This window comes from Halomonas sp. AOP7-E1-9 (assembly GCF_052376035.1).
In the GTDB taxonomy this organism is placed as follows: domain Bacteria; phylum Pseudomonadota; class Gammaproteobacteria; order Pseudomonadales; family Halomonadaceae; genus Vreelandella; species Vreelandella citrativorans.
On the sequence record NZ_JBQSVC010000010.1, the window covers coordinates 26,757 to 40,001 of the forward strand.

Annotated in this window: 13 protein-coding genes; all 13 read left to right on the top strand. The window is 53.1% G+C overall.

Annotation, left to right across the window (positions count from 1 at the left end; translation table 11 throughout):
• Positions 1-3: 3 nt before the first annotated feature.
• The 13 genes from fliT to ACT3R4_RS07920 all read left to right on the top strand — a co-directional run bounded on the left by fliT (position 4) and on the right by ACT3R4_RS07920 (position 13,212).
• On the top strand, positions 4-408 hold the full coding sequence (fliT, locus tag ACT3R4_RS07860) for a flagellar protein FliT (protein WP_193056597.1): 405 nt from the start codon (positions 4-6) through the stop codon (positions 406-408).
• Positions 405-1,685 (top strand): flagellar hook-length control protein FliK, encoded by a 1,281-nt coding sequence (locus tag ACT3R4_RS07865; RefSeq protein WP_193056596.1) that lies wholly within the window; start codon positions 405-407, stop codon positions 1,683-1,685. Before fliT ends, ACT3R4_RS07865 begins: the two co-directional genes overlap by 4 nt.
• The gene (locus tag ACT3R4_RS07870; RefSeq protein WP_193056595.1) at positions 1,669-1,953 is read left to right on the top strand and encodes an EscU/YscU/HrcU family type III secretion system export apparatus switch protein; all 285 of its coding nucleotides are present in this window, start codon (positions 1,669-1,671) and stop codon (positions 1,951-1,953) included. The genes ACT3R4_RS07865 and ACT3R4_RS07870 overlap by 17 nt, the downstream gene beginning before the upstream one ends.
• Before the next feature lie 112 nt (positions 1,954-2,065).
• Complete coding sequence (flhD, locus tag ACT3R4_RS07875) at positions 2,066-2,395, top strand: flagellar transcriptional regulator FlhD (RefSeq protein ID WP_193056594.1); 330 nt, start codon at positions 2,066-2,068, stop codon at positions 2,393-2,395.
• Positions 2,392-2,949: a flagellar transcriptional regulator FlhC gene (gene flhC / locus ACT3R4_RS07880; RefSeq protein WP_193056593.1), complete on the top strand. Its 558-nt coding sequence runs from the start codon at positions 2,392-2,394 to the stop codon at positions 2,947-2,949. Before flhD ends, flhC begins: the two co-directional genes overlap by 4 nt.
• Before the next feature lie 191 nt (positions 2,950-3,140).
• A complete protein-coding gene (gene motA, locus ACT3R4_RS07885; protein ID WP_193056592.1) occupies positions 3,141-4,010 on the top strand; it encodes a flagellar motor stator protein MotA in 870 nt (289 codons plus the stop codon).
• A complete protein-coding gene (gene motB / locus ACT3R4_RS07890) occupies positions 4,007-4,930 on the top strand; it encodes a flagellar motor protein MotB (protein ID WP_087109056.1) in 924 nt (307 codons plus the stop codon). Before motA ends, motB begins: the two co-directional genes overlap by 4 nt.
• 43 nt (positions 4,931-4,973) lie before the next feature.
• Positions 4,974-7,055, top strand: coding sequence for a chemotaxis protein CheA (gene cheA / locus ACT3R4_RS07895; protein WP_193056591.1), 2,082 nt, complete (start codon positions 4,974-4,976; stop codon positions 7,053-7,055).
• Entirely contained in the window at positions 7,052-7,552 is a 501-nt protein-coding gene (cheW, locus tag ACT3R4_RS07900; protein WP_193053680.1) for a chemotaxis protein CheW, read from the top strand. The genes cheA and cheW overlap by 4 nt, the downstream gene beginning before the upstream one ends.
• A 130-nt stretch (positions 7,553-7,682) precedes the next feature.
• Entirely contained in the window at positions 7,683-8,972 is a 1,290-nt protein-coding gene (locus ACT3R4_RS07905) for a methyl-accepting chemotaxis protein (RefSeq protein ID WP_226912073.1), read from the top strand.
• Between the two features lie 53 nt (positions 8,973-9,025).
• A complete protein-coding gene (locus ACT3R4_RS07910; RefSeq protein WP_441678391.1) occupies positions 9,026-11,194 on the top strand; it encodes a methyl-accepting chemotaxis protein in 2,169 nt (722 codons plus the stop codon).
• Positions 11,191-12,057 (top strand): CheR family methyltransferase, encoded by an 867-nt coding sequence (locus ACT3R4_RS07915; protein ID WP_193053678.1) that lies wholly within the window; start codon positions 11,191-11,193, stop codon positions 12,055-12,057. The genes ACT3R4_RS07910 and ACT3R4_RS07915 overlap by 4 nt, the downstream gene beginning before the upstream one ends.
• Before the next feature lie 93 nt (positions 12,058-12,150).
• Positions 12,151-13,212: a protein-glutamate methylesterase/protein-glutamine glutaminase gene (locus ACT3R4_RS07920; protein WP_193053677.1), complete on the top strand. Its 1,062-nt coding sequence runs from the start codon at positions 12,151-12,153 to the stop codon at positions 13,210-13,212.
• Positions 13,213-13,245: the final 33 nt, after the last annotated feature.

A 13,245-nucleotide genomic window follows, 5' to 3' on the forward strand; every position in this document is an offset into this window, starting at 1 on the left:
CTCATGGCAGCTTCCATAAATGCCCACGATCACGCACCGCACGTACTGTTAGATGCGTATGAGGGGCTGCTGGTTCATGTTACTCAAATGCATGAGCTGGCCAGCGCCGAGCAGTGGGTAGAACTGATTGAGCAGCGCACCCATTATGTCTTGCTGGTCGAGGAGGTGCGCAAGCTCGATAGCGTGGTGGTGCTGGATGATCCCGCCAAGCAGCGTAAGGCAGAGTTACTTGAGCGCATTTTAGAATATGATGTGGAAATTCGGCGTCGCTTGATGGCAAGGCGAGATGAGTTAGGCAAGCTAATTGGTGTTTCTCAGCGTCAGCGAGATCTTCATCGTGCCTACGCACCCCAGCAGGGCGCTTCTTTTAGTGCCTTGGGTTCTGACGATGGAGAAGTGATCAAGTGAGTGGTATCACGCCGTTGATTGATACGCTTATGCATCAAGTGTTGGGTCGGCAGGGGGAAGTGTCGTTAAAGCATGCGTTGAGCGAACCTGTTAAGCCGATTCCTCCTGGTGAGGGTCCGCGCGCTCTACAGGGCGATTCACGCCTTGATGGGCGTACTGAACCGGCATTGCTGAATGATTTAAAGCGCGCGCCGGAGTCACTTAACGGTGACAGGCTGTTGGCGCGAGGTGATACGCAGGGTACGCCGCCGGGGTCAACACAGACCCATTTTAGTCCAGCAGCGCGCAGTATTGCGGATGTGTTACTGCGCTTCCCTGCGCCACCTGCTGTCATTCGGCCACCCGCGCCCTTGTTGGCTGCGCAAGAGGCGCCAGCGGCGACGGTTGTTGCGGAACGTTTGGAGTCCAGCATACGCGATAGCGGGCTGTTTTATGAGTCCCATTTAAAGCGTTGGTTTCAAGGCGATATGGCACGTCAGCAACTGCTACGAGAGCCGCAAATGCAGCCCGGCCCTCGCCCACTCGCACTGCCCTCAGGCGTTGCGCTACAGCCTGGTGCATCACTGCCAAGTGCGCCGCTGCAGCTCCATGCACCGTTACAGCCAGCCGAGGCGTTATCGCCTAATGTGCCGTTTTTATTAAAGGCGTCTTTTTCCGAGTCGCCTTTAACCAAAGCAATAGTGCCCGGCAGCGCTTTGCAGTATGTATCCAACGATCAGACTGCCGCCACGCGTGCAGCCCCAATGCCGAATACAGCAGCTTTTACGCAAAGTGCGCCGCCCAGTATGGAGGATAATGCCAGGTTGACGCGCGATGCCATGGCCTATGAGCGAGGCATGGAAGCTCTCAGTAATCGTGGGCACCGTGAAGTGGTCCATGAAAGTTTGCAAAGTATCGTACGTCAGCAGTTGGACATGCTGGTCATGCCTGTGGTTCGTTGGGAGGGTGACGTTTGGGCAGGCATTTTTATGGCACTTGTGATCCATCTGCCTGCTCAAGAAAAAAATGGGGGCGGTGAGGGGGATAATAAGGAGGAGGATGGGTGGCGCTCTGAGATGCAGTTGGACGTGCCTAGTTTAGGGGCATTTAGCGTCTCATTGTGGTTTTATCGAGCGGTGTTAAGTATTGATTTAACAACGGCCGATAAAGCCACGCATCAGTATCTGGAGCAAGGTGTCCCTGCTTTAGAGCAGCGTTTGAATGCACTGGATTTGGACAAAGCGCAGGTGCGTGCGCGGTATATACCGCTGGAGAGTAGTGATGTCCTTGCCGAATGAACGTAGTCGCCAGGCGGTTGCGCTTGCTTACCAGGAAAATGAACGTGCGCCGCGTGTTGTCGCAAAGGGGTACGGCGAGCTTGCCGAGCGCATTATGGCGGAAGCTCACCGGCAAGGGATTTATGTGCATGATGCACCTGAGATCGTAGCACTTTTAATGCAGCTGGATTTAGACGCAGAGATACCTCCGCGCCTCTATCAAGTAGTGGCAGAGCTGCTGGTGTGGGTATTTGAACTGTCAGACGAAGGCCTAAAACGCCATGATTGAGCCAAGTAGCCAATATATAGATAGTGTGCAACCATGGCGAAGGGGCAGAAAAGTCATCAAGGCGTCCGCATAACGGTTACAAGATTGCGCCTGTGTCATTTGATGGAACATTATGAGTCACACCAATTATCTCGATGAAATTGAAGAAATAAATTTAGCCTATTTGCTTCTCGCGCAGCGCCTGTTAAGTGAAGACCGCGAGACAGCACTATTTCGTTTGAAAATAGATAATGACGTCGCTGAACTGCTGTCTTCGCTGAGTGCTCGCCAGTTGACGAAGTTGGCGCGTACTAACCAGCTGATATGTCGATTCAGCCAGACGAGTGCTCAGCGGTTACGCCAGATCACTGAGAATCCGCGCGATCAGGGACTCGCCGGTCTACACGCTTCGCTGCTGTTAGCTGGCGATACATTTGAGTCATTATCAGGAGATAAGGGGTGACCCAGAAAAGCCTGGTGGATGAAATGCACCAAGTGCAGCTGGCAATTGAGCTGATTGAGCTGGGCGCACGCTTGCAGGTGTTGGAAACGGAAACCGAATTAAGCCGTACGCGCCTAATCAAGCTTTATAAAGAAGTCTGTGGGATGTCGCCGCCCAAGGGCATGCTGCCGTTTTCGACCGACTGGTTTATTACCTGGCTGCCCAATGTTCATTCATCGCTTTTTTACAATATCTACGCCAGTCTGCTGCGAGACACCTGCTGCGAGAGAATCGAAGCGTTTGTAAAAGCCTATCGACTTTACAACGAGCAGATGATGTTGGAGGGCGCCGAGCCCGTATTGGGTTTGACGCGTGCCTGGACGTTAGTGCGCTTTTTTGAAAGCGACCTGCTTGAGTTTAGCCGTTGTACCCGCTGTGGTGGGCAGTTTGTGGCTCATGCCCATAGCCCGGCCCACGACTATATCTGTGGTATTTGTCAGCCGCCATCGCGGGCAGGTAAAACCCGTAAGGCGCAGCAAGCCAAGGAAGATAGCCACGGCATCAGTGAAGGGTAAAAGAATTATCAAATGCGCCTTTAACGAATAGATAGCGTTAAAAGGCGGCGTTACTTTTTAATTAGACTGTACATTAGCCCTGGTATGATAAAGCTAATTTGTACTTGAGCCGGAACGCCACTCAACCATCCGAACAGATGGCTAAGTTTTGGTTCCCTACTTAATACTGAAACACCGCAAGGACCCTGCTTGTGCTGATACTTTTAGGCTATGTAGTCGTTTTGTTATGTGTATTTGGTGGCTATGTGTTGGCAGGTGGCAGTCTAGGCCCTCTGTACCAACCACTTGAGCTAGTCATTATCGGTGGTGCTGGTGTTGGCTCATTTATCGCTGCCAACAACATCAAAGCGATTAAAGCCACCTTCAAACTACTGCCCAGACTCAGGGGAGCAAAAAAATATAACAAAGCATTTTACATGGAAGTGATGGCAATGCAGTACAAGCTATTGTCAAAAATCCGCCGTGAAGGAATGCTGGGCATAGAGCGAGATATTGACAACCCTCAAGAAAGTCCCCTGTTTCAAGAGCATCCTACTGTATTAGCTGATCCGCATGTCATGACGTTCTTGACGGACTATCTGCGCTTGATGGTGAGTGGCGGCATGGAGCCTATGGAAATTGATGAGCTGATGCTGCACGAAATCGAAGTATTTGAACAAGAGGCTCATGTCCCCGTCGATGCGATTGCAAAAGTGGGCGATGCCATGCCCGCCTTCGGCATCGTGGCGGCAGTAATGGGGGTCATCAAGGCATTGACCTATGCGGATGCCACTGCGCAACAGATGGGTGAAATGATTGCCCACGCGCTGGTGGGAACCTTCCTGGGTATTTTGTTGGGTTACGGCTTTATTAACCCCATTGCCAGCTTCGCCGGTCGGCAAGCCCAGGAAGCAGAAAAGATGATGCAATGCATTCGGATAACATTATTGGCAAGTTTGCACGGCTACGCACCTCAGCTGGCCGTTGAGTTTGGCCGTAAAGCGCTGTATACCGCCGAGCGTCCAACTTTTTTCGAGCTTGAAGAGTATGTGAAAAATGCCAGGAAGGGCGGTACTGCATGAGTAAGGGCGGTGAAAAGCGCCCGATTATTATCCGGCGTAAAAAGGTGGTGCATGCGCATCACGGCGGCGCCTGGAAAATTGCTCTAGCGGATTTCATGACCGCGCTGATGGCGCTGTTCCTGGTAATGTGGATTTTAAGTGTCTCCAGTGAAGAAACGCGGCGCGGCGTGGCGGAATATTTCAGTACGCCACTGGTGACGGCAATCACCGGTGGTGATCAATCAGGCAGTACCAGGGTTATCCCTGGTGGTGGCCCGGACCCGACACACAGTGATGGTGAAAGGGCGCGCATCGATACCATGCAGCAGACCCGGCCAAGCATGCAGGAGCGACGTTTCTTCACCGATCTACAGGAGCGCATCGAACGCGCCATTGAGGCAGACCCCGAACTGCGTCAGCTACGCAGGCAAATGCGCTTTGATTTAACCCGTGAAGGGCTTCGTATCCAACTGCTGGATACCGAGCAACGCCCAATGTTTGAGTTGGGCAGTGATCAGGTGGCCCCGTATATGCGCAATTTACTGCGTACGATTGCGCCGTTACTTAACGAATTGCCTAACGATCTTAGTATTAGTGGACATACCGATAACGTGCCCTATGCCGGAGGATATCGGGGCTATAGCAACTGGGAACTCTCTAATGATCGTGCCAATGCCTCGCGCCGCGAGCTGGTGACCGGAGGGCTTGATCCTGATCAACTGCTGCGCGTATCAGGCTTTGCTAACCGTGTCGTGTTACCCGATACGGATCCTCGAGATCCGGTTAATCGCCGTATTGAACTTGTCGTCTTGCTACCCGAAATCGCAGAGGCGATTCGCAACCCGGGAACGATGAGTTCTGATGCCACGCTGCCTGCTTCTGCGGATGACCTGGTCGAAGACTTAACGCAAGAGCCCCTGCCGACAAATGCGTCGGATTAGCGTTGGCTTGTGACAAAAATATGACGTTAGAGTGGAGTGGTGCATGGATATAGCGGATTTTTTTGACACCTTTTTTGAAGAGGCTGAAGAGTTGCTTGCTGATATGGAGCAGCACTTGCTGGAGCTCAATGTCGATAATCCCGACATTGAGCAGCTAAACGCTATTTTCCGCGCGGCGCACTCGATCAAAGGTGGAGCAGGTACCTTCGGCTTTAGCGTGCTACAAAAGACAACGCATATACTCGAAAATCTGCTGGATCATGCACGTAAAGGGGAGCTTGTACTGCGTGCCGAGCTCGTGGATACCTTTTTAGAGGCTAAAGACATCATGCATGAGCAACTCGATGCCTATCGCAACGAGGAAGCGCCCAATCAAGAGGCGTACGAAAGAATTTGCCAAGTATTACAGCAGATAGCTCTGGAAGAAATTGGTCAAACATTGGATGCGCCGGTGGAGGCAGCGGCACCTGCACCGGTCGTCCAGGCTGAAGAACCAGCGAAAGCCTCAGCCGGTCAAAACCAGCTGATTGTCGCCCTGCTTAATGTGGTTGAAAAAGAGCGTACGTTGCTGGTTGAAGAGCTTGAGCAGCTGGGCGATGTTCAGTCGCAGTCTGGCGATGAGAAATGTTACGAAGTCATACTGAGTGGCGATGTCAGCGCTGACGATATTGAAGCCGTCATGTGTTTCATCATTGAACCAGAGCAGATTGAGATTCGTGTAGCGAGTGGTGCCCCTGCAACTGCACAAGAGGAGGCTAAAAGCACGCCGCCGCCTGCTCCTGCTCCAGTAACACCGGAGCCTACAACGCCTGCACCAGAAGCTGCGCGCCCACCTGCAGAGGCCAAAAAGACGCCCGATAGCAGTGCTAAGTCGAAAAAGGCGGCCGCCGAGTCCTCTTCCATTCGCGTTTCGGTGGATAAAGTCGACCAGATTATCAATCTGGTGGGCGAGCTAATCATTACCCAGTCGATGCTTGATCAAACGGTTAGCGATTTGGACGATCAGTCGGTGGGCAACAGCTCGCTTCAAAATGGCATGAGCCTTTTGCAGCGTAATGCCCGAGACTTGCAAGAAGCGGTCATGTCGATCCGCATGATTCCCATGGAATTCGTGTTTAGCCGTTTTCCGCGTGTTGTTCGCGATACCGCGGGCAAGCTGGGTAAAGAGATAGAGCTTGTGACCGAGGGTAAGTCCACGGAGCTTGACAAGAGTCTGGTTGAGCGGATTACCGATCCCTTAACTCACCTGGTGCGTAATAGCCTTGATCACGGCATTGAAATGCCGGATAAGCGCGAAGCGCTTGGCAAGCCCCGTATTGGCAAGCTCGTACTTTCTGCTCGCCATCAGGGCGGTAACATCCTGATTGAGGTGCGCGATGATGGCGCCGGAATGGATCGTGAGCGACTGCTAGCCAAGGCACGTGAAAATGGCCTTAGCGTCTCTGACACCATGAGCGACGAAGACGTTTACCAACTTATTTTTGCGCCAGGCTTTTCAACCGCTGAGGCCGTGACCGACGTCTCGGGGCGTGGTGTGGGTATGGATGTGGTTAAACGTAATATTCAGGGAATGGGCGGTCGTGTTGAGATCCAGTCCAAAAAAGGCGAAGGCACCAACACGCGGATCGTGCTGCCGTTAACGCTTGCGATACTGGATGGCATGTCGATTAAGGTCGGTGGGGAGACGTTTATTCTGCCGCTTTCTACCGTGCTTGAATCGTTACAGCCAACCAAGGGCGAGATGTACGCGATGGCCGGAGACGACGTTGTCTTAAAGGTACGCGACGAGTATCTGCCTGTTATTGCGGTTCATGAAGTTCTGGATGTGGAAAACGCCATTACGGATCCTACCCAGAGTATCGCGGTCATTGTGCAGGGCGAAGGGCGTCGTTACGCCATGCTGGTTGATGAGCTGGTTGGGCAGCAGCAGGTAGTGGTGAAAAACCTTGAAGACAATTACCGCAAGGTGCCGGGGATTTCGGCGGCAACCATCCTGGGGGATGGCAGCGTAGCGCTAATTTTGGATATCACAGGACTGCATCGCTTGAGCAGGGTCAAGAAAGAAGCGAGCAAAGTGATTAATAATCAACCTATCTCTTTTTATAAGGAGGCTGAGCCGTCATGAGTCAAGCAAATAATGAGGCGGTTCTCGCCGCGGATGAAGCTGAAAACCGTGAGTTTTTAGTATTTTCATTAGGCGAAGAAGAGTACGCCATTGATATTTTGAAGGTACAGGAGATTCGCGGTTACGAAAATGTAACGCGTATTGCCAATGCGCCTGACTTTATTAAAGGGGTTACCAATCTGCGCGGCGTGATTGTGCCGATTGTCGATCTGCGTATCAAATTCCATCTTGACAACGTGGAGTACGGCGGCCAGACCGTGGTGATTGTGGTTAACGTCGCCGATCGCGTCGTGGGTATCGTGGTCGATGGCGTTTCTGACGTCATGACATTAAACCCTGAGCAAATTAAACCGGCGCCTGAATTTGGCGTCACCCTGTCGTCTGATTTCCTGAGCGGTCTTGGCAGCCTGGATGACCGCATGCTGGTACTTGTCGATATCGATAAGCTGCTTACCAGTGAAGAGATGGCATTGGTGGATAGCACCAGCAATCGTTAAGGCGACTGCCGCTACTTTGTACTAAAAAGGCCACACGGAACGTGTCTTCCCAAGTTGAACGGCCCCTCTAGCGCCAAGGAATGCGCCTGCGAGTGACGTTGTGTTTGGAGAAAACATTGTGACACAGCTAATGCGGCAGATGTTGGGAAACATGACCGTGCGGCTCAGTTGGGGGCTGGTGCTTGCTTCCTTTTCGTTACTGGTGATTGTGGCCTGTGGCATCGGTTTTTATGCTCTTCAGCATGGGGCAGCCATCATGCAGGCCGCCAGTGATGGCAGCGTTCAACAGGCTGAATTCTCGGACTTTACCGGCCGCATTCGCTGGGCGCTTATCGCCATTGTGGTGATCACAGTGACGACCGTCGTGGTGGTGATTTGGGGCGTGACGGTCAATGTACTTAAGCCACTGGATCGTTTGGTTGGCTATTTCGAACGCATGGCGCAGGGCGATTTAAGCCAGCAGATCTCGGCACCGGGCAATAATGAAATAGGTCGGCTATACGTTGCGATGGCGCATATGCAGGCTTCTTTATCAGAAACAGTGAGCGTTGTGCGTGGCAGTGGGTCGTCCATTTATGCGCGCTCTCAACAGATTGCCAGCGGTAATAACGACCTCTCCTCGCGTACTGAACAGCAGGCCTCTTCGCTTGAAGAGACCGCCTCCAGTATGGAACAGCTTGCCTCAACGGTGGGCCACAATGCCGATAACGCACGTCAGGCTAGCCAGCTTGCGCAAAATGCTACGTTAACAGCGAGGCGAAGCGGTGAAGAAGTGAGCGGCATTGTTGAAACCATGCAGGATATCAATGCCAGCTCTCATCAAGTGGCCGATATCATCACGTTGATTGATAATATTGCGTTTCAAACCAATATCCTGGCGCTTAACGCATCGGTAGAGGCTGCCCGTGCGGGTGAGCATGGCAAGGGGTTTGCTGTGGTCGCTCAGGAAGTGCGTAGCCTGGCCAGTCGCAGCGCTAACGCGGCGAAGGAGATTCGTACGCTCATTGATACCTCGTTGGGTAAAGTAGAGACCGGCACGCAGCGGGTCAATCAGGCAGGTGAGACCATGCAGGCGCTGGTGGATGCAGTGCAGCGGGTCAACGATATCATGGATGAAATTGCTGCAGCCTCTGAAGAACAGAGCAACGGTATTGCTCAGGTTAACCAAGCGGTTGCACAAATGGATCAAGTGGTTCAGCAGAACGCTCAGCTTGTTCAACATGCGGCACATAATGCCAATGAGCTTGAAGACGAAGCGGCGCGGTTAAGAAATACCGTTGAGCGTTTTCAGGTTGCTCATAACCCAACGCCTGTATCCGCCTCATCCACGGCGGGGCCTGTCGCGTCCGTCACTTCCAAGCCTCTTTCTATCGGCACTGCTTCAAGAAAGGTGGAAACAGAAGCCTGGGAAGCATTTTAATAGCAAACGCTATAAACAACGATAGTTTAAGAACTGAACAATAAGGCCCCTAAATGCGCAATAACCAACCCATTTCGCAGTGTGAAATCGAGCTAAAAGAAGACGATTTTCTGGTCTCTCGTACGGATTTAAAAGGTCGTATTACGTACACGAACCCGGCATTTATTGAGATAAGTGGCTACACGCATGACGAGTTGATAGGTGCTCCGCATAACCTGGTTCGCCATCCGGATATGCCGCCTGCCGCGTTTGAGAATTTTTGGCAAACCGTACAGGGCGGAGATACCTGGCGTGGGTTGGTTAAAAATCGCTGTAAAAATGGTGATCACTACTGGGTGGACGCCAGCGTAACGCCAATTATTGAAAACGAGCAGGTGGTGGGTTACGCCTCGGTGCGTGTTCAAGCCTCACGTGAGGCCATAAAGCATGCTGAACAGGCTTATGCTGAAATACGGGAAGGGCGTAACAAGCATCTCTACCTGGACAAGGGGCGTCTGCGTCAGCGCGGTATCGGCCAGCGGCTGAAAAGGATTCAGTTTAATACCATTCGTGCCAAACTGGTGGGCATGATCGTGGTCGCCGCGGCGTTGCTGTTGGTTAGCGGTGGCTTGGGGCTTTACGGCCTTAACGCGTCGAGTGACCGGCTTGAGAGGCTTAATAGCGATGGCTTGCGCGATGTCGTCAGGCTGCAACAAATTGACCAAATGATCGCCAATACGCGCCAGGGAATGATTGAACCAGAGCGTATGGAGTTGATCAATCAGCGTTTTGAAATAGGTGAAACCATTGAGCAGCGTGCTGAAGAAGTAGCCACCGTATGGCAGGGCTATTACACCCGTGCGGTCAATAACACGCCGCTTGCCAGTGCGTTTAACGATCAACTTCAGGCCTTTCTTGAGGAGGGAATGGGTCAGGTGGCCCGTGTGCTGCAAGCCGAAGAGACCTACCAAGCGTTTACTGGGCTGGACGCCGTCATCAGCGTCATGTCTGATGAGGGGCGGGCACTTTCTGAAAGCGTGAATCAGCTCATTGAGCAAAAACAGCAAGCGGCTGAACAAATGGCGGTTGATGCCCAGCACGCGCAAAACACCATTATCGCAACGCAAGCGGTGGTGCTGGGGGTTGGGTTGGCGCTGCTGATAGCGATTGGTTGGTTAACCTTCCGCGCAATTATACGTCCCCTAAAGGGCGCATCACGTTTTACGCTGCAAATCGCGGGCGGTAACCTGGCGGCTTCCGCGCCCAAGCGTCAGCACGATGAAGTGGGCCAGCTACTTGATGGGCTTAATGCCATGCGTAAAAGCTTAAGCAGCATTATTGGCGACGTAAAAGGCGGGATAGATATCGTAACGCCTGCCGCACAAGATATTGCGACAGGTAATGAAGCGCTCTCTTCACGTACCGAGCAACAGGCTGCTTCGCTACAGCAAACGGCCTCCAGTATGGAAGAGATGACGGCTACCGTACGTCAGAATAGCGACAACGCTCAAGAAGCCCGCCGACTCGCCGATAATAACTCTACTCGGGTTTCTCAAACGGGCGAGCTAATGGCGCAGTTGGTAGACAATATGCAACGCATTACCCAAAGCTCTCAAAAGATGGCCGATATCATCAATACCATCGACTCGATAGCTTTCCAAACCAACATCCTGGCGCTGAATGCCTCGGTGGAGGCGGCGCGCGCCGGCGAACATGGGCGTGGCTTTGCCGTGGTGGCCGAAGAAGTGCATAATTTAGCCGGACAAAGCGCCGGCGCTGCCCAGGAAATTCGAGGGTTGATTGACGGTTCTAACAAGGAAGTCAATGCGGGCGCTGGGCTGGTTGAAAAAGCAGAAGCCGCGATCAGTGAGGTCGCTGAGGCGGCACGCAGTATTACCAATATCATGCACGAAATTTCGGCAGCGTCTGAAGAGCAAAGCAGTGGTATTGCGGAGGTAAACCAGGCAGTCGCCGAAATGGATCAAGCAACGCAGCAAAATGCTGTTCGAGTCCAGGAAACCGCCCGCGCGGCTGCCGCGTTAGAGCAACAGGCAAGCCTGCTGGCGTTATCGGTTGAAGCCGTTCGGCTTAACCAGAAGAGCCCAGAACGCCCTGTTGCCTTGGCGAACACGTTACCTGCTAAACAAGCAACAACGCTTGCCAGCCCCGCAGCGCGCAACAAAGTAGCCGCGCCTGCTGTGCAGCGACAAGCGACACCTGTAGAGGAATGGGAAGAATTTTGAGCGAACAACGCGAACCAGGTGTCGACGCCAATCAGTGGGCGTCTAGTCATCAGATTGAACGAGATCTGATGCTCACGGATGCGGATTTCTTACGAATACGAGAGCTTATTTACCAGCGTGCTGGCATCGTGTTGGCCGAGCATAAACGCGAGATGGTTTATAGCCGGTTAGCCAAGCGCCTTCGGCATCATGGCTTGACGCGTTTTACCGATTACCTGTTGCGTCTGGAGCGTCAGCCTGACGCAAAAGAGTGGGAGGCGTTTACCAATGCGCTGACGACTAATCTGACCGCGTTTTTTCGCGAGGCGCACCATTTCCCTCTTCTGGCAGAGCATCTTCGCCATAAGCAAGGTCCGTTCACTATTTGGTGCTCGGCTGCCTCAACAGGGGAAGAGCCTTATTCATTGGCCATGACGCTGTTAGAAACGTTAGGGCCGAAAGCCGCGCAGGCGAAAGTTATTGCCACCGATATAGATACCGATGCCCTAAGCCGTGCGCGCCTCGGTATTTATCCGCAAGAGCAGGTGCGCAAATTAGACGAAGCCCGTGTAAAGCGCTTTTTTCAGAAGGGCACCGGGCAGCAACAGGGTCTCGCTCGTGTGCGCCCGGAAGTTTCCGAGCTGGTTGAGTTTATGCCACTTAATCTGCTGTCGACACAGTGGCCGATTAAAGGCCCGTTTGATGCCATTTTTTGTCGAAATATCATGATCTATTTCGATAAAGAGACGCAGGCAAAGATTCTTAAGCGGTTTGCGCCCCTTATGAAGCCGGATGGCCTGCTGTTTGCCGGCCACTCTGAAAACTTTTCGTATATTAGTGATGCGTTCAAGCTGCGGGGCCAGACGGTATACACGCGGGCTTAATGGAACCATTTTCGTGCTTTTCATACGCCTAATGCGTGGTTATCCGTGCAAACAAGGCAGTATACCCGGCATTAACTGCAAAGGAGGCGTGCATTGAGCGCTGCCAAGATCAAAGTATTGTGTGTCGATGACTCGGCGCTGATTCGTGATTTGTTAACCGAAATTATCAACTCTCAGCCGGACATGGAAGTGGTTGCCGTGGCGCCTGATCCACTGGTTGCCAGGGATTTAATTAAGCAACACAACCCTGATGTGCTCACGCTTGACGTTGAAATGCCGCGCATGGATGGGCTCGATTTTCTGGAACGCCTGATGCGCCTGCGGCCCATGCCGGTCTTGATGGTGTCATCGCTCACGCAAAGCGGTTCGGAAATCACGCTGCGTGCACTTGAGCTTGGCGCGCTGGACTTTGTGGCCAAACCAAGCCTGGGTATTCGGCATGGCATGATGGAGTACGCCAATGAAATCGCCGAAAAGCTGCGTGCGGCCGCACGTTCACGGCCGCGTCAGGCGCGCCATAAAAATGCTCCACCGCCTGCACAGTTAAAAGCGCCGTTAGTCTCAAGCGAAAAGCTGATTATCATCGGCGCATCCACGGGCGGCACGGAAGCCATCCGTGCGGTATTAGAGCCGTTGCCTGCCAACTCCCCTGCCATTTTGATCACCCAGCATATGCCGGGAGGGTTTACGCGCTCGTTTGCCGAGCGCCTGGATCGGTTGTGTCGAATAACCGTCAAAGAGGCGACTGATGGTGAACGTATGCTGCCGGGCCACGCCTACATTGCCCCTGGCGACCAGCACTTAAAGCTCGTACGCAGCGGAGCAAACTATGTGGCACGCCTGGACAACGGGCCGCCGGTCAACCGGCACCGGCCATCCGTCGATGTACTGTTTCATTCCGCCGCTGAACAGGCTGGGCGTAACGCCATCGGGGTGATTCTAACCGGCATGGGCAAAGATGGGGCTGCGGGGCTTTTGGAAATGCGCCAGGCTGGCGCGCCTACCGTTGCCCAAAACGAGGCGACGTGTGTGGTCTTTGGTATGCCGCGTGAAGCGATAGCCGTGGGGGGCGCCGTGGAAGTTGCGGCACTCGATGATATTCCCGCCCGGTTGATGGCAATGGTAGCTGCCTCGGGTCGCTCCCAGCGGGTATAAACCTTTTTACTATAAAAATGCTTGGCGAAGGGG